The sequence below is a fragment of the Ekhidna sp. genome (genome assembly GCF_965247405.1).
Taxonomy (GTDB): domain Bacteria; phylum Bacteroidota; class Bacteroidia; order Cytophagales; family Cyclobacteriaceae; genus Ekhidna.
The window spans coordinates 2422096-2448752 of the sequence record NZ_OZ252014.1 but is presented as its reverse complement, the minus strand read 5'-3'; the positions used below and the strand labels follow the sequence as shown (position 1 = coordinate 2448752).

At 38.2% G+C, this 26657-nt stretch carries 24 protein-coding genes; all 24 read right to left on the bottom strand.

What is annotated here, in order from left to right:
* Positions 1–39 precede the first annotated feature (39 nt).
* The 24 genes from ACP14Y_RS11115 to cysQ all read right to left on the bottom strand — a co-directional run bounded on the left by ACP14Y_RS11115 (position 40) and on the right by cysQ (position 26609).
* Complete coding sequence (locus tag ACP14Y_RS11115) at positions 40–1308, bottom strand: hypothetical protein (protein ID WP_424963030.1); 1269 nt, start codon at positions 1306–1308, stop codon at positions 40–42.
* Entirely contained in the window at positions 1308–2054 is a 747-nt protein-coding gene (locus tag ACP14Y_RS11110; protein WP_424963029.1) for a WecB/TagA/CpsF family glycosyltransferase, read from the bottom strand. The genes ACP14Y_RS11115 and ACP14Y_RS11110 overlap by 1 nt, the downstream gene beginning before the upstream one ends.
* A complete protein-coding gene (locus ACP14Y_RS11105; RefSeq protein WP_424963028.1) occupies positions 2035–3174 on the bottom strand; it encodes a glycosyltransferase in 1140 nt (379 codons plus the stop codon). The genes ACP14Y_RS11110 and ACP14Y_RS11105 overlap by 20 nt, the downstream gene beginning before the upstream one ends.
* 4 nt (positions 3175–3178) lie before the next feature.
* A complete protein-coding gene (locus tag ACP14Y_RS11100; protein WP_424963027.1) occupies positions 3179–3961 on the bottom strand; it encodes a class I SAM-dependent methyltransferase in 783 nt (260 codons plus the stop codon).
* Positions 3958–5022, bottom strand: coding sequence for a glycosyltransferase (locus ACP14Y_RS11095; RefSeq protein WP_424963026.1), 1065 nt, complete (start codon positions 5020–5022; stop codon positions 3958–3960). The genes ACP14Y_RS11100 and ACP14Y_RS11095 overlap by 4 nt, the downstream gene beginning before the upstream one ends.
* A gap of 52 nt (positions 5023–5074) precedes the next feature.
* On the bottom strand, positions 5075–5662 hold the full coding sequence (locus ACP14Y_RS11090; protein WP_424963025.1) for a hypothetical protein: 588 nt from the start codon (positions 5660–5662) through the stop codon (positions 5075–5077).
* Between the two features lie 770 nt (positions 5663–6432).
* Positions 6433–7902 (bottom strand): lipopolysaccharide biosynthesis protein, encoded by a 1470-nt coding sequence (locus ACP14Y_RS11085; RefSeq protein WP_424963024.1) that lies wholly within the window; start codon positions 7900–7902, stop codon positions 6433–6435.
* Between the two features lies 1 nt (position 7903).
* Positions 7904–9088, bottom strand: a complete 1185-nt coding sequence (locus tag ACP14Y_RS11080; protein WP_424963023.1) for a hypothetical protein — start codon at positions 9086–9088, stop codon at positions 7904–7906.
* A gap of 46 nt (positions 9089–9134) precedes the next feature.
* Positions 9135–9368 (bottom strand): acyl carrier protein, encoded by a 234-nt coding sequence (locus tag ACP14Y_RS11075; RefSeq protein ID WP_424963022.1) that lies wholly within the window; start codon positions 9366–9368, stop codon positions 9135–9137.
* Positions 9365–10285 (bottom strand): 3-oxoacyl-ACP synthase III family protein, encoded by a 921-nt coding sequence (locus ACP14Y_RS11070; RefSeq protein WP_424963021.1) that lies wholly within the window; start codon positions 10283–10285, stop codon positions 9365–9367. Before ACP14Y_RS11070 ends, ACP14Y_RS11075 begins: the two co-directional genes overlap by 4 nt.
* Positions 10282–10869, bottom strand: coding sequence for a hypothetical protein (locus tag ACP14Y_RS11065; RefSeq protein ID WP_424963020.1), 588 nt, complete (start codon positions 10867–10869; stop codon positions 10282–10284). Before ACP14Y_RS11065 ends, ACP14Y_RS11070 begins: the two co-directional genes overlap by 4 nt.
* The gene (locus tag ACP14Y_RS11060) at positions 10866–11759 is read right to left on the bottom strand and encodes a hypothetical protein (RefSeq protein ID WP_424963019.1); all 894 of its coding nucleotides are present in this window, start codon (positions 11757–11759) and stop codon (positions 10866–10868) included. Before ACP14Y_RS11060 ends, ACP14Y_RS11065 begins: the two co-directional genes overlap by 4 nt.
* 2 nt (positions 11760–11761) lie before the next feature.
* Complete coding sequence (locus ACP14Y_RS11055; protein WP_424963018.1) at positions 11762–12760, bottom strand: hypothetical protein; 999 nt, start codon at positions 12758–12760, stop codon at positions 11762–11764.
* On the bottom strand, positions 12753–14651 hold the full coding sequence (gene asnB / locus ACP14Y_RS11050) for an asparagine synthase (glutamine-hydrolyzing) (RefSeq protein ID WP_424963017.1): 1899 nt from the start codon (positions 14649–14651) through the stop codon (positions 12753–12755). Before asnB ends, ACP14Y_RS11055 begins: the two co-directional genes overlap by 8 nt.
* 3 nt (positions 14652–14654) lie before the next feature.
* Complete coding sequence (locus tag ACP14Y_RS11045; protein WP_424963016.1) at positions 14655–15794, bottom strand: DegT/DnrJ/EryC1/StrS family aminotransferase; 1140 nt, start codon at positions 15792–15794, stop codon at positions 14655–14657.
* A 3-nt stretch (positions 15795–15797) separates the two neighbouring features.
* Complete coding sequence (locus ACP14Y_RS11040; RefSeq protein ID WP_424963015.1) at positions 15798–16778, bottom strand: NAD-dependent epimerase/dehydratase family protein; 981 nt, start codon at positions 16776–16778, stop codon at positions 15798–15800.
* Positions 16779–16781: 3 nt separating this feature from the next.
* Positions 16782–17756 carry a Gfo/Idh/MocA family protein gene (locus ACP14Y_RS11035; RefSeq protein WP_424963014.1) on the bottom strand — a complete coding sequence of 325 codons (975 nt, stop codon included), beginning with the start codon at positions 17754–17756 and terminating at the stop codon, positions 16782–16784.
* Complete coding sequence (locus ACP14Y_RS11030) at positions 17756–18334, bottom strand: acyltransferase (protein ID WP_424963013.1); 579 nt, start codon at positions 18332–18334, stop codon at positions 17756–17758. The genes ACP14Y_RS11035 and ACP14Y_RS11030 overlap by 1 nt, the downstream gene beginning before the upstream one ends.
* Positions 18327–19433, bottom strand: coding sequence for a DegT/DnrJ/EryC1/StrS family aminotransferase (locus ACP14Y_RS11025; protein WP_424963012.1), 1107 nt, complete (start codon positions 19431–19433; stop codon positions 18327–18329). The genes ACP14Y_RS11030 and ACP14Y_RS11025 overlap by 8 nt, the downstream gene beginning before the upstream one ends.
* Positions 19434–19443: 10 nt before the next feature.
* The gene (locus ACP14Y_RS11020; protein WP_424963011.1) at positions 19444–20505 is read right to left on the bottom strand and encodes an NAD-dependent epimerase; all 1062 of its coding nucleotides are present in this window, start codon (positions 20503–20505) and stop codon (positions 19444–19446) included.
* Between the two features lie 2 nt (positions 20506–20507).
* Positions 20508–21758, bottom strand: a complete 1251-nt coding sequence (gene tviB, locus ACP14Y_RS11015; RefSeq protein ID WP_424963010.1) for a Vi polysaccharide biosynthesis UDP-N-acetylglucosamine C-6 dehydrogenase TviB — start codon at positions 21756–21758, stop codon at positions 20508–20510.
* A complete protein-coding gene (locus ACP14Y_RS11010; RefSeq protein WP_424963009.1) occupies positions 21755–22840 on the bottom strand; it encodes a GNVR domain-containing protein in 1086 nt (361 codons plus the stop codon). Before ACP14Y_RS11010 ends, tviB begins: the two co-directional genes overlap by 4 nt.
* Complete coding sequence (locus ACP14Y_RS11005; protein ID WP_424963008.1) at positions 22840–25338, bottom strand: SLBB domain-containing protein; 2499 nt, start codon at positions 25336–25338, stop codon at positions 22840–22842. Before ACP14Y_RS11005 ends, ACP14Y_RS11010 begins: the two co-directional genes overlap by 1 nt.
* A complete protein-coding gene (gene cysQ, locus ACP14Y_RS11000; RefSeq protein WP_424963007.1) occupies positions 25335–26609 on the bottom strand; it encodes a 3'(2'),5'-bisphosphate nucleotidase CysQ in 1275 nt (424 codons plus the stop codon). Before cysQ ends, ACP14Y_RS11005 begins: the two co-directional genes overlap by 4 nt.
* Between the last annotated feature and the right edge of the window lie 48 nt (positions 26610–26657).

Genomic DNA, 26657 nt, shown 5'->3' with positions numbered 1-26657 from the left:
AGAATAAAGAAGAGTCAGTGATGTACACATGCCTTACCTTTACCTAAGAAAGTATGTCTTTCTCTTTCCTGTATGTGCAGAATCGATGGAGATCATTTTTCCATCAGGACTCCATCTTGGGTGCAAATCACACCTCTTCTCATTCTCAAATTTCCAAGGTGAATAGAAATCTCCCACCTTTCGTAGTTTATTAGAATCAAGATTAGCAGTGAATAAAGCTCTTATTCTAGATTTATCTGGGTATGAATCTGAAATAATAACTTTCTTATTCAATGGGTGACAGGAGGGATGCCCATCGCCAAACAAATCGAAATCCCTATTGGCTATTTCAGATACAACTTTTGTTTCAGCATCTATATGATAATACCCATCAATTTCATTGAATCTAGCCCATGCGACTATCTCTTTATTAGATTTCCACGAATAATGAGAAACCATTTTGTTGTCCAACAAGATTTCCAGTCTAGCGGTCTTAAACGAGTATAAGTAGAGACGAGACCATTTACCAACCTTCCCTAGCCATCTATGCAAAAAGATTATTGACTCTCCATCGGGCGAGTACATGACGTGATTTACTTTGTGCTCTGTGATACTCATTTCAGCGGTAGGGACATTTTCGTAGAGCTGCTGCAGGGTGATAACTAAGCTTGCTTCATTCTTTTCCAAATCTATCACCCATAAACCATCTTCATCATATGGCATTTCGGAACAGAAATTTAAAAATTCCTGTTGGTAGCCGTAATCTGGCCTAAGCTTCATTAAACGTTTGTAATTCAAGCTTATCCCTTGTTTACCATCTGGTCGAATGCATTGAATGGGGAAATCAATACTCCTAGATTCACTCGACCTGACATCAACAATTTGACTTCCGAGATGTCCCTTTTTTACTTCTGAATTGAAAATTATTTCATTGTTATTTAACCACTGCGTCATTGCTCCCTGCTGCCAGTTCCAGGTGGAGGTTTGCCCAACTATTTCAACATCATTCTTTTCAAAGTCGAATAATTTTAAATATACCTCTTTGCTGTTCTTAGCACATGAGTGAAAAACAGCTCTGCTCATTTTCTCATTCCACGGAGATTTATCATAATAACCAAAAAAAAGTGCTTCTTCCTCTTCATCTAGTTTTCCAATCATACTGTATGGCGTATCAAGGGAATAGCCTTTACTTAACTCATAACTAAACCCTGATTTTCTATAGACTAGATAAATGATCCGCTTATAAAAGAATTTAATTAGCTCTCTGAGCCATGGCATTTTTTCAAGGACCTTTGCGATTTGCCTTTCTAGCTTATTGTATTTCGCCATCAATTGTTCTTGTAGTTAATCAAATAATACATCAAGATCCAGGGCTCCACCAGATACCGATGAAAAAATCTTCTTGGCTTCTCGACTAAACGAAACAACCACTCCAAACCCAATCTACCCATCCAACGTGGAGGCTCATTAACATATCCCACCATGTATTCCATGGCTGCTCCACAACTCATAACAAGATTAGCATTGATTCTTGCAGCATGCGAATCTATCCAATATTCCTGTCTGGGCATACCCATACCTACCAAGAGTATATTGGGTTTGAATTGATTAATTTGTAATAAAAGTTCTTCTTCTTCCGGAGAATTTAATTGAAAATATCCATGATTGCATTTGAATGATATGGCAGCATAATTCTCTTCTATGTAATGTTCTATCTGTTCTTTCATCTCTGGTTTTGAGCCTACATAAAACACTTTAAACCCATTGGTATTGCACATTTCAAAAAAAGCCTCTTTCCAATCCATCCATGTTACACGATGTTGTCTGTTTATGCTTTTATATCCTTGTTGATTTGCCAACCAGATAATGGGCATCCCGTCTATCCTCATAACAGACTGGTTCTGTATTCTATTAAGTTTGGGACTCTTAAATTGAAGATAGAGACTATGCAAATTGAGGCTTAAAATCTGCTGCTTTCCAGATTCGGAAATAGTTTTGTTTGTAAACTCATTCAATTCGTCAATGGATAATGGAGTAATTCTCGTGCCGAACAGCTTAAGATGATTCAACTCCATTACTTAAATACAATTTTTCATAGCTCCTTATTGAGTAGGTCAAAGAAAAGAATTCTTCAACTCTCTTCCTTGCGTTTTCTCCTAAATTCTCTCTAATTCCATCATTGGAAATTAGATGCGAAAGTGCATCAGCGATAGCCTGCGAATTTTCGGACTCAATCAAAAAGCCACTTGCCTCATGAGTAATCAATTCGGGGGTCCCGTCTACATCTGTCGCGATAATGGGAAGCCCATAAGACATGGCTTCCAGTACAGAATTGGGCATTCCCTCCCAAAGCGAGGGAAGGATAAACAAATCACTGATTTGCAGCAGCTGACCAACATCATCTCTTGAACCTAGGAATTTAAAGTTTGAGGATAAGTTACTATCCGCAATTTGTTTTTCAAGCTGACCCTTCAATTCACCATCTCCGATGAAGAGCACTACCAGCTTTTCATTATCTATTCTTTTTATGGCATCTATCAAAAAGGTATGTCCTTTTTGGCGGTGCAGGCGTGCCACCGTAGCAACCACAAATTTACCTTCCACACCTATCTCTTTTATTTTGGCAGATTTTTCAGTCTCATTCAGAAATTTATCAGGAAGCTTGATTCCATTTGGAATCATCAGGAGCTTATCTTCTTTTATTCCTTGTCTAACACACGATTGTAAGGTGCCCTCTGATACGGAAATTACTTTAGTTACAAAAAATGAATTTGCTACCCACCTATCCAGCTTTTGAACTAATCCAGATAAGTAATCAAGCGACATTCTCTGTGAGGTATAGCGCTTTTTGACACCAGCAAAAAAACTAATTATTGGAACAATAATATTTGGATAATGACTATACGATTGGACAACATCAAACTTGTTGCTCCTGATCAACCTCCACAACCTGAAAAGACCTCCCAGAAATTTAGTGGCGTTTTTTATTTTCCCACCTCGATTGTCCTTCATTTGAAGATTAACAATCTTCAAACCATATAAATCTTCATAGTATGGAATAAAGGCTTCTTTATCGTACATGGTAGCCACACATACATTAATTTTTTTTTTGTCCAATTGAGAGGCAAGTGTCAACATCGCTTTCTGCGCACCTCCCTTCTCCATTTGGGTATTAATCAGTAAAATTTTCTTCATTTCTCTACTTTCTTAAAAAAAGTGTGATACTACCAATTCCCAAATATTTACATATCCAATCAACTGGTTTCAGAAAAATATTACCTGTCTTAATGCTGTACTGCCCAATACTCTTGTGAGCCATTTCAAAACCAATTTCCTCACACAACTTAATCAGTCTTTTTGGAGTATAATAGAATACATGAGGTACAATGAAGTCCTTAATGGCAAATTTCCTAATCCCGGTTAATCTATACAAAAGAAATCTTGGGTTGTTATAACTTGGCACATCAATAACAGCTATACCACCACTCTTTAAATGTGCATAAATGCTCTCAAGAGTTGTCTTGGGATTTTCGACATGCTCTAAAACCTGGATTAGGGTTATCAATTCCGTAGAATTACTTTTCAAGCTGCTCGCGTCATACATGCTATTCAAAACTTCAATTCCCTCCCGCTGGCAATATTCTGCCTGATCCTTATTTGGTTCAATTCCCTTTTTACTAGGAAAATAGGCTTTCGATTGTTGCAGGAACGAACCCCAACCTGAACCAATATCCACAAGTAGTGGATCCGTAAAAGTGTTTAATTTCCTTAATCGTATTAGAATATTTTCCTGTCTCCTTTGTCGGTGGATTGTTGGTGGTCTAAATCTTGGCTTCCTGTTTTCATAATACTCCTTTAATTCTTGTGTAAGAACCGTGGTATCCTGAAATACAATATTACAATCCCTACATTTCAGAACCTTAATTTTCGCAGTATGATATACTGGTTTGCTTGAACTGGAATTACATAGAGGACAATTCATTTTTTTAATTTCATTTCTAAATTCCGCAAAAGAGAAACATTATTATCGAAAGCGAAGATCTCCAATTCTTTTATGGAAAGTTCTCTTAACTTAAGTTTTTCTTCTCCTTTCATCATAAAATACTCATTAATACAATGAATTAGAGACTCTTCCCTGAAATCGTAAATAAACCCGTTTTCACCATGCTTAATAATTTTAGCAACATCACCAACTGAGCTTGAGATTACCGGCACGCCAAATGACTGTGCCTCAAGAATTACGTTCGGCATTCCCTCACTTTTTGAAGTCAATACAAAGAGCTCGGCATTTTGATAATAAGCTGTTAGTTGATTGGTTTTTGTATGAATAAAAACATTCTCAATATTTTTTGCCTTAATTAAGGCAAGCACCTCGTTATAATAACTTAAATCCTCAATTTCACCAACAAGGTGTAATTCTAACTCAGACTTATGGTCCAGCTGAGTAAAGGCACGAATTAATTGCATTTGATTTTTGACTTGATTGAATCTGCCTACGTGTAAAATGTAGCCTTCTTTATATGAGTCGTTCCTGGCATTGGTTTCAACAAGATTGTGCTGAAGTAGCATTTTGCTTGCTGGAATTTGAAACTTGGTTGACAGAACGTCCAATATTTGTTGAGAATTTACCCATATGATATCTGCTAGCTTTATCCACCATTTTATGTACTTGTAGTTTACAGGTGCATTTCCTCTAACTGTACACACCACCACTGTTTTCCTTTGAAAGATTTTGGAAAAAACTGCTCCCAAAAAATTGGCAATAGGCTGAAAATTGATACAGTAATCAAAACGATTGGAAACAAGTAGTCTTATCATGGTAGCCACTAACAAAACAGGTGATGAACTTTTTACGGCCACCTGATTAACTCTAGAATCTATTAAATAAGAAAAAAAAAGATTGGTTTGGTTAAACCCCCTCAATATCAAAAAGTAGACATCATTATCTACCGCAAGTTGATTGGCATACAAAACGGCTTGCTTTTGACTGCCTCCACTTCGAAGGTTGTTAATGATGATTAGTATGTTTTTACGATCATTCAATATAAACGCAAAGATGCGATATCCATTATGGATGAGTGGGATTCAGGTGGTTTTATTTATACCTGGTAAGCTTAAAATGGTAGTAGAATAGCACAAAAACTGAAAGGTATAGTCCACTTTCAATGACAGACACGAGAGGTATTTCCATGAGGAGAAAGAAGAATAATACCATCAATGGATAAATGGATGACTTGGGAAGGTTATTAAATTCTTTCAATTCGACTCGTAGAGGAAACAAAATGATCCGAATGAAAGCGAGTAAATAGACAGAAGCTCCTAACAAACCATACTCTGCCAAAAGAGTAACTGTTGCATTATTTCTAACCAAGAGCGTTCCAGATACCACATTCATTTGATCTAATTGAGCTCGATAATAGCTGATATATTTAGCTGCAAGTGGCTTATTCAATGATATAGCTATATTAGATCCATAATTTCCCGGACCAACACCAAATAAAGTTTGATTAGTATTTTCATAAACTCGAGTGAATAGCTGATAATACCCTTTGAATAGCTCTAATCTTGCAGGAATTACGGTATCCAAATTCAAAATCTGTTCGATATCCAATATCAAAAGTATCGCCCGGTAATGTGAGGGGAGGAAAGGAATTGATAGATAAAATCCAAAAGCGATAATCATGAGTAAACATAAAGATGCTAATAGATTCCTGATCACTTTTCCATTGTACAACGAACTCAAAATAAATTTGGATAAGAGTAGAGCTAGAAGAAAAATTATAAGTCCAAGCTTATAATCCGCGACGATCATTATAAAAAATGAAAACAAATAGGCTACTCTATGGACATTGCGATATTTTTCATAATTCCATAATAAAAGTCCAAAAAAGATATTAAGAAACCCGAAGGTGTGGGCATTGCTTGGTATCGACCCTAATAAATCTACAGCCAATCCCAAAACGAAATACTGAAAACAGCTTACAATTAAGTTTAAATAAAAAATTGCTATGACTAACTGGAAAACAAGTTTTCGAGATACCTGTGAATCTCTTATCCTAATAACCCAGTTCAAACAAAAAGTCAAAAAACCAATTGGCAACAATTTCATGCCAATGGCATAAAAGCCATGCAATAGGTTGGTTGGATTTAATATCAAGGATACAGTAGCTAGCCCAATAAAGCCTAGCAATAATATGTTCTCTGATTTGAAAAATGAGCTTACGACTAATCCACTAGTTGGAATCCAAATACTCAAATAAATCCAGCCCACCAGAAATGTAAGACCAAAGAAAGACCACCAATAAAGATTCGCTGTACGAAAGAGCCCAAACTCATTAATTATGACAATTGACATAAACAATGCCAGTGATAAATGACTTAGCCTAATTTTTGTTCTTAACCGTAACAACATGATGATCCTTAGTCAAACAATCTATTTATGGAGAGCATTAATCATTGAAAGATATTAGTCATCTTTTTAATTAAAATCTTCCGGTGATCCTTCGTTAAAATTTTTAAATAAATCAACAGCGGAAACGAAACAATCATCAAGGCTTTTAAGCCAGTCAAAATATGCATATTTGAATCTAATGCATTACTACAAAGGAAATAGAAAACAAGAGCATAAGATGTAACCCATAGAAAATCAATGCCTGAAAAGATGATTTGATAGTATTTTCTAGAAATTAAGAAAGCAACAATATTTCTAATGGAGTAAGCAAATATAAGTCCCAAAATTGCTCCCCAAGGACCTATTGAATTAACACTAAAATAATTGATACTAACCGCCACAATAATCGCAATTATTAGAAGTAGTATGTGGTAATAGCTCTTTTTGCTGTATGAAATGCCTATATTGGTAAATAACTTCATGCCATCAATTACATATGCAAAAAATATCCAGGGAATAAACTTTGCTGCGGATAAATACTTTTCTGAACCAACAATTAAAACCAGATAATCAGCTATGGATGAGAGGCAAAGTGACATAAATATTAAACCAGAAAAGTATAATAGGCTTAGTTGAGCATAAAGTTTTGGCGCATATTTTTCTTCCCAAATGGAGAATGAATATGGACCAAATGATATCTGAAAAGCTTTATTTACCAAGATAAAAATAGAAGCTATTTTTAGCGCCAATGTATACTCACCAATTACATCGGCCTCTACATATTTAATAAGAAAAATCCTATCAATATTTGGAATCAATGTACCTGCAATCAAAACAAGACCAAAAGGAAGTCCATATTTCAACATCTGCTTAAAATGGACCATCTCATTGATTGCACTTAATCTCAGAAATTTCCTAGTCAATATTAAACCCACGATGGCAAAGGTTGACGAACTGATTACTGGAGCCAGAATAATCCCTTTGAGACCAAAATCCAGAAAAATAAAAAAAATAGTCAACCCGGCAGCACTCAATGAATTGCTAATGGTTAACAAAAGATATTTATTTCGCTTAAACGTCCATTTGAAAATGTTTGATGAGAACATCATAAACGCACTTGCTGGTGCAGACACCAACGCAATATTCCACATCCTTATATAAGAATCCTTATTGCTAAATAAAAATCCTCCAATTTTGTTTCCCAAAAAAAAGAAGGTGACTAAAAAGACAATGCCCCCAGCTAGTTGAATAATAAATCCAGTCGTTGCTACATTAACTCTATGCTCATCTTCTGAAAGTCCTTTTGTCTTATCAAAGAACCATCTTGCAATCGCACTATCCTGCCCAAGTGTCACTAGGCCAGCAAACACCATTGCATATGGTGTTACTGAATTGAGTAAACCAAATTCTTCTTTTGTTAGGTATCGGGATACTAACGGTATTATTAATAGGGCTAGAAGTTTTTGAAGCACACCGGAGATCCCGTAAATCGCACTGTCCTTAGCTAAAAATTTCAAAGCCTTAGCAAGCATCTTACCAAAAAGTGTAATTATATGTCACCTCGGGAAGCACTACTTTATTCACAATACTATCAATTAGCTTAACATATGTTTTTGCTAGGCCATACCCTTGATTAGCATTAAACCACTGCTTTGCTTCTGAGCCAATGGCCTTATTCTTTTCTTCATTTGTATATGCTTCATAAATAGCTTCAGAAATTTCTCTGATTGAAGAAACATTATAAAATGGAGGAAGGGAATCAAGTCCATGATCTGATTCATAAGCATTGGATAGATTGTGAATCATAGGGACACCTTTCATTAAAAATTCCCAGCCACTGCCTCCCCAAAAAAGACCAGACAAAGCATTTCCTCCAATATTAACGTACGGCAAGAGTTCAAGTATTTCTTTTCTTGAAAACCTAGGTAACCATTGAACATGGTCTCCAATTCCAAGCTTTTCAATGAGATCTTTAGATGCCTGAACATCAAATCCAACTTCAATCAAAAATAATGTGGCATCTATTCCATAATCTCTTACACATTCAGCAAATCCTTGTATTAATAGATCATTCCTCTTTATGTCGGATTTAAATCCTTGATTTTTCCATCCATGCGTTAGATGAGAAAATACAACGAAATTAGATTTTTGCATGCATTTCATAGTTTTCACCAAATGATGAGGAATAGAGGTAGGTTCCTCATAATACAGCATGGGAATGGGGAGGCTATGTATTTTCAGGCCATTCTTCTTAAAGTGAATCCTTTCTTTATGGTCAATACCACAAATAATCTTAGTTCTATTTAGACCTTGAAGCTGACAATAACTTTGTATCCATCTACTAATTGCATTGAAAAAATTGGATGTTTTCGGATAATGAAGAAACTCTCCTCTAAAGGAATAAGGTATAAAAATATCAAGACTTCTCCCAGCCATGTAGGCGTAGGCGGGGGCAAAACCAGTTCCAATAATTAAATCATAGTTATCAAATACTTCTTTAATTCTACCTCGATGAAAAAAGCTTAACAAGCCCCTAATCCTTCCATTAGGAAGAATTGGATTCAGAATGTATGGACTCCATTTACTAAAATCCCAGGTATCATTTTCAGGAATAAAATGACTAAGCGTACTCTTACCATCTGTTGTATAAGGAATTAAATATGCATCAACTCCCAAATCTCTCAGATATCGCATCATCGAGAAAAAGTTATTATTCATATTGCCGAGTAGGGCTACACGCATCGCAACAGACTAAATAGGTAGGCTATAGCTTAGATGCTATAAGATCATCCACCTGTTGTATCGTGTCAACCGAATCAATCTCCTCATCCTCAAATGACACACCGAACCCTTCCTCCAGCGCTAAAAAAATGGATGATTTGTCCAATGAATCAATTCCGGCATCATCCCATGAGTCAGTCAACGACATTTCATCTATGTTTACCTGAGGATTTGCTTCCTCTTTCAGGATTTCTCTAATCTTATCTATGTTGCTCATAATTTTTTAAGGATTGTGCTTGACCAGGATAACCCTACGCCAAAGCCACTTATCAAATAGGTTTTATCTGCAGTATCAAATTCCTTCTCTAAAATATACGGAATAGATGATGACACAATATTTCCGTATTCGGTTGCATCAAAAGGCACTTTTGAGGCATCAAGGCCGATCCTTTTCACCAATGTATCTACCAAATATTTGCTGCCTTGATGAAAAATAAACCGATCAACATCAACCAATTCTAATTCATTCTTTTCGAGAAGTGATTTTACATCTTTTGGAATATTTTTAGCTGCAAAATTAAAAATTGCTCTGCCATTCATACTAAGTGTATGATCGTGACAGATAAGGTTTTGATGATCCTTCCCAATGGTCCCGAAAGTAAACTTACCTATCTCAAACTTAGGAGATTCAGTGGAAAGTAAAGTTGCCGTTGCTCCGTCACCAAAAAGTAAGCTTGTGTTTTTATCCTCAGGATCCATGATCTTCGAATAAGGATCAGCAGTTACTAGCAAACCATTCGTCAACCCGTTCATCTGCATGAAAGATTGTGCTATTGCCAGGCCGTGAACAAACCCTGAACACCCTAATGATACATCCCAGCAAGCACAATGACGCGGTAATTCAAGCTTACCGTGTACAATAGCAGAAGTATGGGGAATGTTTAGATCCGGATTCTGAGTTATTAGAACTAAACAATCCAAATCACTCTTCGAAACCCCTGCATTTGAAAGCAGATTTTCGATGGCTTTTACCGCAAGGTCTGAGGTATCTTCATCACTATCTTTTCGGGAAACTGATTCAAAGCCAATTTTTTCTTTGATAAAATACTCATCAATCCCATGCTTTTCCATGAGATCAAAATTAGATATAATTCCATGAGGCAGGTAGGTTCCTATTGCTTTGATGCCGATCATATTGCACTAAATAAGAGTTGACCAATAACTTTATCATCACAAATAATCAAACTTTTCGCCAATCTTCCTTTGTGACTTGAAGTAATTTTAATCGTCATAATACTGTAGCTGCTTTCAGCTACTTCGTTATAATTCTTAAATTCAATTTTTGTGACAATCCATTTTATTTGACTATCAATAGTCTCTTGACATAATTTCTTCATTAATGAAACAGCCAATTCACTCAAAGAGTGCTCTTTCATGAGGGCTCGGCTGATTTGATCCTCACTCATTTTTACACCGCTCCATATTTTGGTTTCATCAAATATCCTGCGATCCTTTACAGATTTATTGTTTCCTATGATGTAAGCAATACGCGAATCTCCATTGGATTCAAAGCTAATTAACGAGTGGTACTCTTTAATTCGCTCATCAGTAACAATGATATCGGCATTTGAATGAAGCATTTTGTGAGCTGAATATCTCGTCCGCACAATTGATGGATATTCATCGGCAAGGAAATTCATACTCAGATCAAAAATATCCGGTCCTTGAATGTAATTCCTCTCCCCTTTAAATTGAAAAGTGAGCTCCTTATTGATCATCCCTTACGTGTCTTATTATAGTGCTTCAAATTCTTTCCGTGTTCTACCGCAAAGTTACCCGAAACATCTGCATTGGACGTGATGTTCGAGATTGCCACCGAACCAATTCTCACTTTTGCGCTTTCACCTACATCTAATGCATTGCTCACAATCGCACCTGGGGAAAGTCTGGCTCCCTTTCGAACTGTACTACTTCCACATACCATCGCTTTGGAGAGAATCGATACTTCATCCTCAATCACACAATTATGACCGATATTAACCATATTTCCTATAGTCACATGATCCCCAATATTCGTTTTAGCCTTAAATAAGCTCTTTGCTATTACTGATCCCGCCCCGATTTGAACATTCTCTCCAATCATTACACCTCCGTAATGGGTTGTTCGATGAATCTTACCTTCTTTTTTTTGGATTTGCGTTCCATCAAAACCAATAGTCACATTGGGACCAATCACACTCCCTCTTTTAATATGAGTATTATCAAGAATAACTGCCCCTGGATAAATAGTCACATGCTCTTCAATAACCACGTTTTTATCAGCGACATGCGTATTTGGATAAACAGTGGCCTTTCCCGAAATCTTAGATTCAAATGAGTTTCCATAAAAGCCCTGCTTCCCAAGGTATTCATGGATTTCAAAAAACGAATCGACAGGGTCCTCGCTTACTAAGCAGGTAATGCTATCCTCCAACAATTCAATAAGCGATTCCGGGATGATGAGTGCCTCAATGCTACCGTTTCTAAGAGCAGTTCTTACAAATTTTCTGTTTGAAGCGTAAGAAAGCATTTTGCCTCCAACATAAAACGGTAATGCCAAATCCTCAATGTCTTTGTTATTTCCAATGATCCGAAGACCAAACTTAGAGGCTAACGATGAAACCTTCATAGCTAAAAGTTAATTGGTTGCAGTAAATCTGAAGACTGTTTCCGAATCATCAGTTCTCCTACTTTCAATCCTGCAGCCTGCAGGTTAATTATGGGCAGTAAACCTATATGACCCAAAGTACGCGTCATTACTTTAGGACTTCCATTATGAGCCGGATGAATGACTCCATGCATGAATTTAGACCAATAATTCGCATCTATATCACCATATAAATGAACGAGACCTATTTCATCATTTATATTTTTGAGCTTTATCAGGTCAATAATTTCGTTAAAGTAGGACCTTTCTTCCCTATATTCAGCTATGAAAACAAAATCTAATTCTGCTGCCATTTCATATAAGTCTTTAGGATCAGTGCTTCGAATAACCTGATTTGCATTTACAGAACCAAAAGCTTTCTCAACTTCCTCACCAAATTCATCATCAGACCATACAAGTATCTTATTGTCCAACACTTCGTACCCTGCCTCAAAAGCCATTTTTATTGCGAGTGGTCCAATGTGTTGAAAAACTTTAATGGATGGGTGCTTTTCCCATGTCCCCGCAACTCGAATATCCTGTCTTTTACAATATTCGAGATCAAGATCCTCCTTTCTCAATTCCCATGCTTCAAACATTAAAGGAATGGCAACCCCTTCTTTACAATATTGTAATTTGTTTTTATCCAAAGGCCTAACAAACCCGGAGTTGGTAATAACATCAGCCTGCTTTAGGTGGTCAACATTCAGATCCCCAACAAAAAATTCTACCTTGTCAGAGAGTTCATAATGATCAAGGATTAATCGACAGCTTTCTATATTATCCTTTGCAGATCCATAATCAGAGTCCCGTGTCCAGGCAAACACCTTAGCTGCATTTGCCTTGGCAGCAATAACAGGCAAATACTTATAAGTAGCTGATCCGACTTCAGTTAGGACATTAATGCCCTCAAGATCAATTTCAAGTGAATTAATGACTCGATCAATAAGTTTTATCGCACGATTATTCATTAGGCTACTCATATACACTTTCACCATTTAAGAAGATCTTACACCACCATTCAAAATTCATAAATGACCAGATCAACAGGCGGTGATTCACGTGATCATTGATGTGTTCATCTACAATAGTTTTGATGTAATCCTGATTGATGAAGTCAGCGGAGACTGTTTTCTTATTTAACAACAGTTCTTTTATATATGCAGCGTTCTCGCCTCGATACCAACTTTCATCAGGCGCTGAGAAGCCCTGCTTTTTGCGATCTACAATTTTCTGCGGAATCAATTCCTTCATTGCCTGACGCAAAACATTCTTTCCATCATCATATTGACGGTAGTATGCCTTTTTCTTTCGTTCTGTATTTTCGTCAATCTTCTTTATTTCCTCAGTGAGATTTCCCAGTTTATACTTAACAGGTACTTTTTGTGCCCAGGCCACCAGATCATTATCTAGAAATGGGAATCGTTCCTCCAGTCCATTCGCCATCGAGAGTCGATCTCCTACAAGCAATAATCCATTCAGGAATGTTTTGATTTCAAAGTAGAGTGAGTTTTGAATGTGATGCTCAGGCCGATCGTATTGAAGTTTATCATTGAACGTAAATACACGCTCAAAAATTTGTCTTGGCTCCTGTTGATCTATCTGTTTCTTGATGGCATCTGTAAAGAGCTTTCCGCGATCCTGATCCGGTACCAATCTTTGCCAGAATCCGTAGTACTGATCAAAAAAGTCTTTTTGTGACAGAGAGTCAAACACATGATAGTATCGCCAGGGGTATCCACCAAACAATTCATCCCCCCCTGTTCCCTGCAAGCACACCTTAACAAACTTGGAAGCTAACCGTGAGATGTAATAGTTTGGATACGACATCCCTACCCGAAGGTCTTCCAGATGATAAACCAGCCGAGGTAGAGACCAGCGTATATCTCCGGCATTCATTACCTGCTCAAAGTGCTCAGTCTTAAAATAGTTCGCCATCAGCTCCGCATCTCTTCGTTCATCAAAGTTGCTCTCTCTTCCTGTTACTTCACTCATGTCAAAACCACATGTGAAGGTGGCCAATCGGTCTACTTCATTACTTGCTATGGCGGTCACTGACCCTGAATCCATCCCCCCTGACAAATACGCTCCTACTGGCACATCGGAAATCATTTGACGTTTGACCGCCTGACTAAACAAACGATTGGTTTCAGACTTAGCCTCTTCAAAAGTCATTGAGGTGTCCGGCTCGGTGAAATCATAGTCCCACCATGAATAGTGCTTCACAAATGTGGATGATTTATTCACCTTAACCGTATTGGCTTGTGGCAGCATCACCACTCCCTTAAATAGAGTCCGGTAAGAAAACAAGTTTTGAAAAGTGAAGTATTCGTTCAAGGCCCCTAGATCCACATCCATTGAAAAATCAGGATGTTTAATGATTGATTTGATCTCCGAAGCAAACACCATAGTTTTCCCATTGAACCAATAGTATAACGGCTTAACCCCGAATCGATCCCTGCTGAGGTATAGTTCTTCTGTCTCTGTATTCCACGCTCCTATCGCGAACATCCCATTAAAACGTTCAAATATTTCAGGACCGTAAGCAGACAATCCTTCCACAATCACTTCTGTGTCCGAGTTGGAAATAAAATAGTGTCCCTTTTGCTTTAGTTCTTCACGAAGTTCTTTGAAATTGTAAATACACCCGTTAAAGACAACCACCCATTTACCATCCTTCGATTGCATGGGCTGGGCTCCTTTTCGAGAGGTATCTAGAATAGACAGGCGCTTATGTGCAAGCCCTATATTTTCTTTTAGATAGAATCCTTCATCATCCGGCCCTCGGTGAGCAATTTCATTAGCCATCATCACCAGGTCCGTCATCCGAAACGGTTTTCCATCTAAGTTGAATACCCCGGCAATTCCACACATAAATCAAATATTTTTTAGTGCATCTACAATGTAGTGGTAATCTTCTTCCACCATCCGGTTATGTAACGGGATTGCCATCGAGTGATCGTTGGCTTTCTTTGCACCCTGAAAATCATCCGGCCGTATTCCATATTTTTCTTTATAATAAGTAAGCATGTGAACCGCATGGGTACCCGGACGAGTTGAAATGCCTTTTTCCTGCAATTTCTCCATGATCTCGTTTCTGGAGTATGGTGCTTTTTCTTCATCGACCATGGTAACAAACGATTGCCATCCATGCTTGTAGTCGCTTCCATAATCGGGAAGTGATAACCACGCTATCTCTTTCAAGGCTTCTTTGTAGTAAGCTGCCCATTTGTCCCGCTCATCTATAAACTTATCCAGTTTTTTGATTTGGACAATCCCAACTGATCCTTGCAGATCGGTCATTCGATAATTATATCCCAGCAAATTGAAATCCGGAAGTATGTAAGGTTTAGGCCCATGATGTCTTTGTTCTTCAGATATAGAAGCGCCATGATTTCTGAACATTCCAATTTTTTCAGCCAACTTATCATCGTTTGTGGTTAGCATACCCCCTTCTCCTGTCGTAACAGATTTACGAGGATGAAAAGAAAAACAACCAAGTGTACCAAGTCCGCCAGCAGGCACTCCCTTGAATGCGGAACCAGCAGCACATGCACCATCCTCAATTAATGGAATATCCCCTGCTACCTCTTTGATAGCATCCATGTTGGCACATAATCCAAATAAATGAACAGGAATGATCGCTTTAGTCTTTGAGGTGATTTTTTCCTTCAATTTGGAGGGATCCAGATTAAAGGTTTTTGGATCAATATCCACAAACACCACCTTGGCTCCTTGGTAGAGTACCACGTTTGCAGTAGACACCCAAGTAAATGCCGGAACAATTACTTCATCCCCAGGACCGACTCCTAATGCTACAACTGACAAATGTAGGGCAGTGGTAGCACTGGTTACCGCAATGGCATGCTTAACCTGATGCCTTTCAGCAAAAAGCTGCTCAAATTCACGAACCTTAGGACCTGAAGTCAACCACCCCGTCATGATTGATTCTTTGGTGGCCTGCCATTCTTCCTCCCCGGTTACTGGCAGAGATATTGGTATGTTTCTCTTCTCCATTACTTATGATTTATCTACTCCTGCTTCAATACGCCAGTCAATTAGTCGTTGAAGTCCTTCCTTTAATCCATACTGATACTTAAATCCGATCTCCTCTTCTGCTTTTTGTCTCGAGCCAATTCTATTTTGCACAAATTGCCTTGCATCATCTGCAGAATAAGGAACATATGTTACCTTCAAATCTGAATTTTTTAATTGCAAAATCGTATCGCAAAGTTCTTTGATAGATGTTTGAATCTCGGTTCCTACATTATAAAAGCCAACTTTTACATCACTTTCTAATGCAGAAACATTGGACCTGGCCACATCCTCCACGTAAATGAAATCATACGCCTGAGAACCATCCCCATTAATCGTAGGTGCCTCATTAGCAGCAATTTTATTCAACATGATTGGCACAACGCCGCTGTAAACCGCATGCTGATCCTGACCCGGGCCATAGACGTTCATGTACCTCAATCCCACCACTTCTAATCCATATCTATCGTTAAAAGCGGTACACATTGCTTCGCCGGATATCTTGGTACTTCCGTAAAAATTCTTATTGTTAAAAGGATGATCTTCAGTCATAGGCACCTCAAGTGCATCTCCGTAAACAGAAGCAGATGATGAGTAGACCAACTTTTTCACATTATTGTTAACGCATGCCTCAAGTACATTGAAAGTACCTGCTATGTTTACTTCAAAGGCTGTTCTTGGAAAATCCTTGCAATGCAATAACCACATAGCTGCTAGATGAAACACATAATCCACTCCCTCACATGCTTTATTTAGGATATCAATATCACGGATATCGCCTCCAAATGGATAGATTTCACATCGTTCATCCTCCAATGACTTTTCAATGTTTGTATGCTTTCCTCTGGTGAAATTGTCGTAAATGATCACCTTCTTCACCGGGTGTTTAAGCAACTCAGCCACTACAAATGAGCCGATGAACCCTGCACCTCCTGTAACTAATACAACTGAATCTTTTAATTTCATTTCTTATTCTGATTGTTCAAATGGATGTTTTGCTAATTTCTTTTTTGCGAATGGATGATAGTCACCTTTAAGTCCCTGTGGCTCCAGATGACGGATGTCGTGAACAATTTCAATGGCTTTTTGTGCATCTTTGATCCCGTATCCATTTCCCTTTAGAATTTCTTCATAGGACTTGGTATGCAGATCGGTAAATCCATCACTAAATTCAAGCTCCTCTCCTTCAATTGTAATCGAACGATATGTGCGTTGACCCTTAGCTTTTACTTCATCAGGTATTACGTCAAAGTTGATGGATAAAAACCATCTAACACGGGCTCTTTCGAACTCAAGATAACCGGCAGCTCGGTCATGGGTATGAACATGAACAATATTATTCTTCACTTCACCAAATACCCAGGAAAGCATATCATAAAAGTGAACCCCGATATTAGTGGCAATTCCTCCTGACTTAGATACCTCCCCTTTCCATGAGGTATAATACCAATGCCCTCTACTTGTTAGGTAGGTCAAATCCACATCGTAGACCTTGTCTTTAGGACCATTTTCAATTTTTTCTTTTAACGCAATAATACTTGGGTGTACTCTAAGCTGAAGAATGTTCCAAATCTTGCGTCCCGTTTCCTTCTCCACGTGAGCAAGTTTCTCAATATTCCATGGATTTAAGACCAGAGGCTTTTCACATATAGCATCAGAGTCTCGACGTAAAGCCATTCGAATATGAGCGTCATGCAGATAATTTGGAGTACAAATAGACGTGTAATCTACCCTTACATCACGTTCATAGCGAAGTTTTTCTATGTGGCGATCAAATCGCTCGAATTCAACGAAGAAATCTGCCTCCGGAAAAAAAGAATCTATAACACCAACACTATCGAAGTTATCCAATGCTGCTATCAGTTTGTTATTTGTTTCCTTAATGGCTTTCATATGCCTTGGAGCAATATATCCGGAAGCACCTATTAATGTGAAATTCTTCATTACTTCATCTTTTTAACCATCCCATTTTTTAGCTCATACAATTCACCTGACTGAACACATCGTGCTCGATTATCTCCATTGAAATCTAGCTTTTGACCATGTTCACTCATCCACCCAACATGTTTTGCCGGATTACCCACAACCATCGCATAATCAGCTACATCTTTCGTTACCACTGCACCGGCTCCAATAAAAGCAAATTTACCAATTCGATTGCCGCAAATGATTGTCGCATTCGCTCCAATAGACGCTCCATCACCTACCTCAGTAACTGCATACTCACTCTTTCTATTCACTGCACTTCTTGGATTAATAACATTTGTGAAGACCATGGAAGGGCCAAGAAAAACATCCTTCCCGCATATGACCCCAGTGTAGATAGAAACGTTGTTTTGAACTTTGCAATTCTCACCTAAAATCACATCTGAAGAAACTACAACATTTTGACCAATATTGCAATTCCGGCCAATGCTGGCATTCTTCATTATATGAGAAAAATGCCAAATTTTTACTCCTTCCCCAATATCACAAGGTTCATCTATATAAGATGACTCATGCACGAAATACGTCTTATCCATGGAAGAATTCTTTAACCTTCCCGCAAATGTACGCGATGGTTTCTTCTTTTAAATGTGTGTGCATGGGTAAACTCAATACAGTCTCCGAAAGACTTTTTGATATCGGGAATAATTCGCCTGTGTAATGTTTATATGCCTGCTGATCCGGTATTACAAGTGGATAATAAATCATGGATGGAATTCCGTTATTCTGCAAGTATGATTTAATCTCATCTCTGCGACCTGGAATCTTTAGTGTATATTGATGAAAAACGTGAGTAGAGTCTTTCATTCGTTGAGGTACAACTACTGAACTTACATCTACAAGATGATGGTCATAGCAGGAAGCGGCCCTTTGTCTCGCCTCAATATAGGAATCCAATTTCTTTAGTTTGACATTTAGTATGGCTGCCTGAAGCGTATCCAACCTTGAATTAACACCTACAATATCGTGGTAGTATTTTTTTGACTGACCGTGATTGGCGATCATTTTGATTTTCCCAGCCAATTCATCATCATTTGTAAAAATAGCTCCACCATCGCCAAAGCAGCCTAAATTTTTAGATGGGAAAAATGATGTCACCCCAATATGCCCTAGGTTACCTGCTTTCTTGTCTTTATACTTACTTCCAATTGCCTGAGCAAGATCCTCAATTACAAAAAGTTTGTTCTGATTAGCAATTGCATTAATTGCATCCATATCTGCACATTGACCATAAAGATGAACAGGCACAATCACTTTTGTCCTATCACTTACTTTCGATTCTATTTGATTGACGTCAATATTGAAAGTATTTGGATCGACATCTACAAAAACTGGCACAAGCCCTAATAATGCAATAACCTCAACCGTTGCTATATATGTGAATGAAGGAACAATAACCTCATCTCCCGGGTTTAGGTCAAGGGCCATTAATGCAATCTGTAATCCGTCTGTCCCATTTGCACAGGTAATCACATGAGCTGATTGATTCCATTTTGACAGCTGCACGCTAAAATCACGTACTTCCTGACCATTTATAAATGAAGAAGAATTCAACACTTTTTGAAGTGCATGATCCACATCAGTTTTAATATCCTGATACTGCCTACCTAGATCAACCATTTGAATCTTCTCCATAAATGCTAAATCAAGCGTTAAAATATTCTCTATACCAATCAATAAAATTAGATATTCCAGTCGCTACATTGGTTTGCGGTTGATAACCTAAGTTTTGAACCAAATCCGTTACATCAGCATAAGTCTCAGGAACATCCCCGAGTTGAAGTTCCATAAAATTCTTTTTGCCCTCAATCCCCAGCTTTTCTTCAATTGCCGAAATAAAATCCATCAGCTTAACAGGACTGCTATTTCCAATATTATATATTTTGTACGGTGAAAGTGAAGAATCGGGAGAAGGGTTTAAACCATTCCAATCTTTATTAGGCACAGCAGGATTCTCTAAAACTTTACATATTCCACTCACAATATCGTCGACGTAAGTAAAGTCTCGTATCATTTCGCCATTATTAAACACATCTATTGGCTCACCTGCCAAAATGGCTTTTGTGAAGAGAAACAACGCCATATCCGGCCGTCCCCATGGACCATAAACAGTGAAAAATCTTAAGCCTGTTGTCGCTAAGCCAAACAAATTGCTGTACGTATGAGCCATCAGCTCATTCGATTTTTTACTCGCAGCATATAGACTGATCGGATGATCAACATTGTCTTTGGTAGAAAATGGTAATTTTTTATTCAGCCCATAAACACTGGAGCTACTCGCATAAGCTAAATTTTTTACTTCATAGTGTCTACAAGCTTCAAGAATATTGATAAATCCAATGATATTACTATCAATATAAGCCTGTGGATTTTCTAAACTATATCTAACACCTGCCTGAGCGGCAAGATTACAAACCTTATCAAAATGACACGACTGAAATAGTGTATCAAGCTTCTCCTTGTCTTCAAGTTGAAGTTGAATAAAACTAAAATTGGAGTGCTTATCGGACCGGATAAGCTTATTGTATGCAATACTATTGATAGTAATTCCCAGAACCTTTAATCGATCAAATTTAATTTGAGGATCATAATAATCATTGATGCTATCCAGGCCTACCACTTCATATCCCTCATTTACCAAACGTTTTGATAAATGAAATCCGATGAAGCCAGCAGCTCCGGTAACAAGAATTTTACTAGTACTCATAATCACAATGTCTTATCAACTAAATCGGAATCCAGAAATCCTTTTATATCGTAAATTACGGTATTGTTATTCACTATTGATTCTATACTTAATTCTTTGAAATCTTCATGTGAAACCGCAAGTACTATGGTGTCATATTTTCCTTTAATGGCTTCCAATAAATTCAAATCATACTCCTCCTTAACCTCCTGTTTATCTGCATGCGGATCAAAAACATCTACATCTAACCCAAAAGATTTGAGTTCATTAATCACATCAATAACTTTTGAATTTCGGATATCAGGGCAATTTTCCTTAAAGGTTATCCCTAAAACAAGTGCTTTAGAACCCTTAACCGGAATGCCTTTTTGCACCATGAGTTTAATGACCTGATTGGAAATGTAAACTCCCATGTTGTCATTGATTCTTCGACCAGCCAAAATAACTTCCGGGTGATATCCCAATGCCTCCGCCTTGTGAGTCAGGTAATAAGGGTCAACACCAATACAATGACCCCCTACTAATCCGGGTTTAAATGGAAGAAAATTCCATTTTGTAGCAGCTGCTTCAAGTACATCAGAGGTATTGATGTTTAGCTTATCAAAGATTAATGCTAGCTCGTTAACAAAGGCGATATTCAGATCACGCTGAGAATTTTCTATCACTTTAGCCGCTTCAGCAGCTTTAATGCTAGATGCTTTAAAAGTTCCTGCAGAAATGATCGTTTGGTACAACTCATCTACTTCTTCTGCAATTTCATTGGTACTACCCGATGTTACTTTTTTGATGTTTGGAAGACGATGCACCTTATCTCCAGGGTTAATCCGTTCCGGGGAGTATCCACAGAAGAAGTCCTTGTTAAAGGTAAGCCCACTTACTTCTTCAAGTATCGGAACACAATCATCTTCTGTACATCCGGGATAAACAGTGGACTCATATATAACGATATCATCTTTCTTTAACACTTCACCTACAAGTCTGGAAGCTGATAGTAAGGGTGACAAGTCAGGTTGTTTGTATTTATTAATTGGAGTTGGAACAGTAACAATAAAAATATCCGCCTGCCGTAATTCTTCCTTATCCGTGGTGAGCGATAAGTTACTTGCAGATTTCAATTCGGCCTCATCCACTTCCAGCGTTCGGTCATATCCATTATTCAATTCATCAATTCTTGATTGATTGATATCATACCCGATAACCTTCTGTCTTTTTCCAAACTCAACTGCGAGAGGTAACCCAACATAACCCAAACCAATTATTGCTATTTTCTTCATTTTTTTCTATCCACAAAGTTGTTTTTAATCAATACCGCAGTGACAGAAACAAACAACCCTATCACTAAACTCAACATTAAAATAAGCTTCCTTTTAGGTTTGTTTTTATCCAAGGGAACTTGAACTGGCTCAAGTATTGAAAACACCGGCGTTCGCTCTTTCACACTTATTCTTGCCTGTTCAAGCTGCGTGGCTAATCCACGGTAAACCTCAAACACAATACTCAACTCATTTTGAAGTCGTTGGTATTCTGCCTGCATGTAAGGGCTTGACAAACTCCGATTCTTAGCTGTAAAAGACGCGATCTGTTTCTGCTTGACGCGGTAATCATTTTCCGCTTCTCGATACCTTTCTTCAATAAATCTTAGGTTATCCTTAACCTTTTCAATTTTATAATCCGTAACCTGTTTGGTCAGTTTTTCGATGATGTATTTGGTAAGACCTGCACAAGCAACCGGATCTTGCATGAGCACTGAAACTGTTAAAATATTCGTTTGAGGATCTAGTTCAACTTCGATTCTGCTTCTGAAATCCTCTATTAGGTTGTGCTCATCTTTAGTCAGATAAATCAACCCATCCTTAGTTTCTTTAGCACTTCCTAACGCTTCTTTGCTAAAAATTGATTTAATCTTACCAGGTAGGCCTATTGTGTAACCTTTGATCAAGCCTAATAAGGAAGGCCTTGCATACTCAGTAAAATACTCAAAACTGGTTATAGTTGTGTCAAGTTTTGAAAACTTGACAGGATAGTATATTAAGTCCTTTTGAAAAGGGATACTATTTACAATTTCTGGATAAAGAACAGGCGTTAACGATCCGGACTGTCCAATACTGAGATCTATTCCTGCGAGTCCTGCAAGCCCACTAAGCCCTGATAAGTTCCCTTTGCTTGCCTCTTGACTTTCAGGCAATAATTTTGATTCAGTGAGATATTCTACGTTTGATGTTAACGCAATTACCAATCCAAGTATCACAAAAATTCCTGTGACCTTGAGTATGAACAAACGTTTGAACCAAACAACTCTTACGAGTTCAAGCAGATCAATTTCATCCTCCTGTAATGGCTTCCTTTCCTCGCTCATCAGTTTTGAATTTGAGTGATCACTAAAACTAGTGTAGCTAAAGAAGAAGTAAGACCTATCAATGTCTGTGCATTCAACGGCTGTCTTTCTCTTACTCTTTGAGGCACGATGACTTCCGCTCCTGGCTCCAATTTTGGATAATCTTTGAAAAACAAGAAACTTCTTGTTCGTTCAGCAGATCCATTCGCATAAATCACATAGGTCTTCCTTGGACGTGCATCATCCGTAAATCCTCCGGCCTGAGATATTGCTCGCTTAGCACTCATTCCTGACTCGAACCGAACTGTGTTTGGATAAAGAATGCTTCCTCTAACCCTAACCGTTTGTAGTCTCCGTGGAATACTCACCACATCTCCATCTTTTAATATCAAATCATACTTGGATCCAGGATTATCCAGGGATTCTTCTAAATTGATACCAATGCTTTCCTTTTCACCAAGCTGATTTACATTATCATCAGCATCTCTTTTCTGTAAATCTTTAAGCCGCTTAGATCTAAATGAATCTGCCTCTAAATCCTCCCCAACATCTATTGAAGTGGTGTCTTCAAAGTATTCACTTCTTCTCAAGATAGTTGCCCCATCCGCATAGGCAAATTCCGTAAGCCCACCTGCTCTGGCTATCAAATCCGATATTTTATCTTCTCTAGTCTCCAAGGCATAAAACCCAGGGTAAAGCACTTCTCCTTCTATCTTCACCAGCTTCTGTGAATGATAAAAAGATGACCGTTTTACCAAAAGCACGTCGAAAGGTTGTAGCTCAAAAGTGGATGCACTATCAGATATGGATAGGTTCTCGTTTATCTCGAACGTAAATATTTTGGCCGTTTGTTCAATACTCCCTTCTCTGGAACTAATTTGTCTGGCCACCTCCACAACAGATTTGTTTGCTGATTCTTTGAATCCGCCAGATTGAGTGATGACGTCCTCTACGGTCATGCCATCTAAGTATTGATAAATACCTGGTGCTCTTACTTCCCCCTTTATCTGGATGGTTTGATCCTCCCTGAGATCGAAAATAGATTGAATGATCACCTGATCATCTCTTACTAATAAAATATCCTGACTTCCATCGAGAATGGTTTTTACATCAAACGCTATGTTCTTTAATGTCAGGTCCTCTTTTCTTCTGAAGATATTCCCTCTCCCTTTAAATGCATCTTCACGTAATCCCTCGACGCTTTTAAGCAATTCAGAAAGCATCATTCCCTCTGTAAGTTCATAAGAGCCAGGCCTCATAACAGCCCCTTTTATGGTTACTCTGTTCTTAAAACGATCTGCGATTTTTCCAATATTAATTGAATCTCCATTTTGAAGTGGCGCAGTTTCAAAACTGCTTTTAGAAACAGTCACTAGTGCTCTTTCCTTCCCAGTAGATCGCTGAATTACAACCTTATCAGAATAAGCCTCACCTTCAAATCCGCCGGAATAATTAAAAAGATCACTTAATGTTTCCTTATCATTTAGCTCATATTTTGCTGGAAACTTGACCAGGCCAGTAAGACTAACTCGATTGACATAAGGATCAATTACTATTCGATCACCATCTTGCAGGATTGGGTTATCTGCCTCTTCAGGATTGAAGAGATAGTCATATATATCAAAAGTAGCCACATTCTTTCCATCACGAATAAGCCTTATTTTCCTGTAAGATCCCGTTTCTGTTGGTCCACCTGCGAGATATAAGGCATTAAAAACATTTGAAAAGGAGTTAAGCGTGTAGTTTCCAGGTCTTTCAACATGACCTGCCAGAGACACCTTTATGGTTCTTATATTACCAACGGTGATTTGAGCAAAGGTATTAGGGTTACGCCCTTCTAGTCCAGAATAGATGGTGGTAAGTCTTTGTTTAATTCTTTGTCTAGCTTGATCAACGGTGATACCTGCCACATTGATAGGACCAATACCTGATATTATGATTTGTCCATCGGGAGAGATGGTGTTTTGATACGTAATCTCTGAAGCTCCATAGATATCAATAATCAACTCATCACCTGCACCTAGCAGATAATCTTTGGGTGTTGGGAGGTTTAAGCTTCCTGAGAAGCTTACTTCCTGATCCATCATATCCTCAAACATGCTGCTTCCGAAAATGGAGAATTCCTCTTCCTCTTGCTTAAGTAGCTCTTCCAACTTGAAATCATTCACATCCAGGAAAAAGGCACCCATCGGGTCTTGACGCAACCTCCCTTCTTTTGCATCCAATGCCCCCTGAACCTGATCTGCCATTTCGGGCTCGAGCTGATAAATTCTGGCCCTTAGTTTAGAAATCTCTGTTTCAGACATTCCTCTCTGCCTGGCCAAAGCCTCGAGCTGCGTCTGTGACATTCCAGAGCTTTGTGCTCGCTGAATAAACGCACGAATCTGCTCATCAGATAGTGCGTCTACTTGTATACTTTGTAGGTCTACACTGGAAATATCCTGTGCTTGCAATTCAAAAGAATTGAATAGAAAAACACAAAAAAACAAAAGAAGGATTGCGCTCGGTGATCTTTTCATCGTGGCAAAACTATAAAGTATGGATTTAACAAATTCATTTTATTGTAGGATAATGGAGTCTCCCGATCTTCTAGGGTCACGTTACCACCAGCTTCTGAGACAACTGCATGCGCAGCAGCTGTATCCCATTCCATCGTTGGACCAAATCTCGGATACACATCTGCCTCGCCGGAAGCCACCAATAAAAATTTTAAAGAGCTTCCTTTAGAAACTACTTCTGGCTTTTCCAGTTTAGAAACAAAAGCCTCTGTTTCCGGACTCATATGAGATCTAGAGGCTACTACTTTTAACCCTGACTCACTTAATGACTTTTTGGTTGTATAAATCTTCTCCACTTGCCCATTCTTCTCTTTGAAGGCCCCCTTCTCTTTGACCCCCAAAAACATTTCACCAAGTACCGGAGGATATACGACACCAAGAATAGGCTCACCATTGTGAATCAGTGCAATATTGACTGTAAACTCTCCGTTCTTCTTGATGAACTCTTTTGTACCATCTAAAGGATCCACTAACCAGAAATACTTCCAGTTTTTTCTCTCTTCAAAAGAGATGTCTCTTCCTTCCTCGCTCAGAATAGGCAATTCGGTTTCCTCTAAATAGGAAACGATTTTGTTATGAGCTGCCTTATCCGCCAAGGTAAGTGGAGAGTCGTCAGATTTAGCTTCAATGGAAAAGTCTCCGGACTCGTAGATCTTGAGAATCTCTGCTCCTGCCGAGTGAGCTGCTTTCTTGGCAACCTCTAAAAGTGATTCTAAGTCAATATGACCCACCCCTAACCCCTCCGAGGAGGGGAATAATTCTCGGCTAATGTGATCAGAATGCTTACCAGATGAAGATTTCTTTTGTTTAGTAGAATCTAATCCCCTCTTGGGAGGGGTAGGGGTGGGTTTCTTCAAATCTTCTTCGTTTTCTTCAATCCAATATTCAATGGTTCTAATGACATTAGTGATGTCCTTTTTTATCTCTAAATCATCAAATCTCAAAAAGCTTACCCCCAAATCCTCCAGCTTCTTTTGTCGCTTCTTATCTGCAATAAATGCTTCTTCACGATCATGGCTGTCTCCATCAACTTCAATGACCAATTTCAGATCCTTGCAATAAAAATCGACGATGAATTCATCCAATGGTTTCTGACGGTCAAAATCGTAACCTTTGATTTTTTTTTGTTTAAGCTCGTCCCATAACAGCACTTCTGAAAGAGTCATATTCTGTCGGAGGTTCTTTGCAAGCTCTTTGAGCTTTGGATTATATGGAATTATTTCTCGACGCATAATCTAGTTCCATTTTAAGTGGAATTAAAAAATCGTTTACATGATTTA

Excerpts from the sequence above, each read along its gene's own strand:
- ACP14Y_RS11070 (WP_424963021.1), bottom strand. The coding sequence starts at position 10,285 with ATGATCGGCATCAAAGCAATAGGAACCTACCTGCCTCATGGAATTATA.
- ACP14Y_RS11045 (WP_424963016.1), bottom strand. The coding sequence starts at position 15,794 with ATGGAGAAGAGAAACATACCAATATCTCTGCCAGTAACCGGGGAGGAA.
- tviB (WP_424963010.1), bottom strand. The coding sequence starts at position 21,758 with ATGAAGAAAATAGCAATAATTGGTTTGGGTTATGTTGGGTTACCTCTC.
- ACP14Y_RS11090 (WP_424963025.1), bottom strand. The coding sequence starts at position 5,662 with ATGATTATCGCTTTTGGATTTTATCTATCAATTCCTTTCCTCCCCTCA.
- ACP14Y_RS11065 (WP_424963020.1), bottom strand. The coding sequence starts at position 10,869 with ATGATCAATAAGGAGCTCACTTTTCAATTTAAAGGGGAGAGGAATTAC.
- ACP14Y_RS11115 (WP_424963030.1), bottom strand. The coding sequence starts at position 1,308 with ATGGCGAAATACAATAAGCTAGAAAGGCAAATCGCAAAGGTCCTTGAA.
- ACP14Y_RS11055 (WP_424963018.1), bottom strand. The coding sequence starts at position 12,760 with ATGAGTAGCCTAATGAATAATCGTGCGATAAAACTTATTGATCGAGTC.
- ACP14Y_RS11110 (WP_424963029.1), bottom strand. The coding sequence starts at position 2,054 with ATGGAGTTGAATCATCTTAAGCTGTTCGGCACGAGAATTACTCCATTA.
- ACP14Y_RS11030 (WP_424963013.1), bottom strand. The coding sequence starts at position 18,334 with ATGGATAAGACGTATTTCGTGCATGAGTCATCTTATATAGATGAACCT.
- ACP14Y_RS11020 (WP_424963011.1), bottom strand. The coding sequence starts at position 20,505 with ATGAGTACTAGTAAAATTCTTGTTACCGGAGCTGCTGGCTTCATCGGA.
- ACP14Y_RS11080 (WP_424963023.1), bottom strand. The coding sequence starts at position 9,088 with ATGAATAATAACTTTTTCTCGATGATGCGATATCTGAGAGATTTGGGA.
- ACP14Y_RS11100 (WP_424963027.1), bottom strand. The coding sequence starts at position 3,961 with ATGAATTGTCCTCTATGTAATTCCAGTTCAAGCAAACCAGTATATCAT.
- ACP14Y_RS11060 (WP_424963019.1), bottom strand. The coding sequence starts at position 11,759 with ATGAAGGTTTCATCGTTAGCCTCTAAGTTTGGTCTTCGGATCATTGGA.
- ACP14Y_RS11035 (WP_424963014.1), bottom strand. The coding sequence starts at position 17,756 with ATGAAGAATTTCACATTAATAGGTGCTTCCGGATATATTGCTCCAAGG.
- ACP14Y_RS11010 (WP_424963009.1), bottom strand. The coding sequence starts at position 22,840 with ATGAGCGAGGAAAGGAAGCCATTACAGGAGGATGAAATTGATCTGCTT.
- cysQ (WP_424963007.1), bottom strand. The coding sequence starts at position 26,609 with ATGCGTCGAGAAATAATTCCATATAATCCAAAGCTCAAAGAGCTTGCA.
- asnB (WP_424963017.1), bottom strand. The coding sequence starts at position 14,651 with ATGTGTGGAATTGCCGGGGTATTCAACTTAGATGGAAAACCGTTTCGG.
- ACP14Y_RS11005 (WP_424963008.1), bottom strand. The coding sequence starts at position 25,338 with ATGAAAAGATCACCGAGCGCAATCCTTCTTTTGTTTTTTTGTGTTTTT.
- ACP14Y_RS11075 (WP_424963022.1), bottom strand. The coding sequence starts at position 9,368 with ATGAGCAACATAGATAAGATTAGAGAAATCCTGAAAGAGGAAGCAAAT.
- ACP14Y_RS11085 (WP_424963024.1), bottom strand. The coding sequence starts at position 7,902 with ATGCTTGCTAAGGCTTTGAAATTTTTAGCTAAGGACAGTGCGATTTAC.
- ACP14Y_RS11105 (WP_424963028.1), bottom strand. The coding sequence starts at position 3,174 with ATGAAGAAAATTTTACTGATTAATACCCAAATGGAGAAGGGAGGTGCG.
- ACP14Y_RS11040 (WP_424963015.1), bottom strand. The coding sequence starts at position 16,778 with ATGAAATTAAAAGATTCAGTTGTATTAGTTACAGGAGGTGCAGGGTTC.
- ACP14Y_RS11025 (WP_424963012.1), bottom strand. The coding sequence starts at position 19,433 with ATGGAGAAGATTCAAATGGTTGATCTAGGTAGGCAGTATCAGGATATT.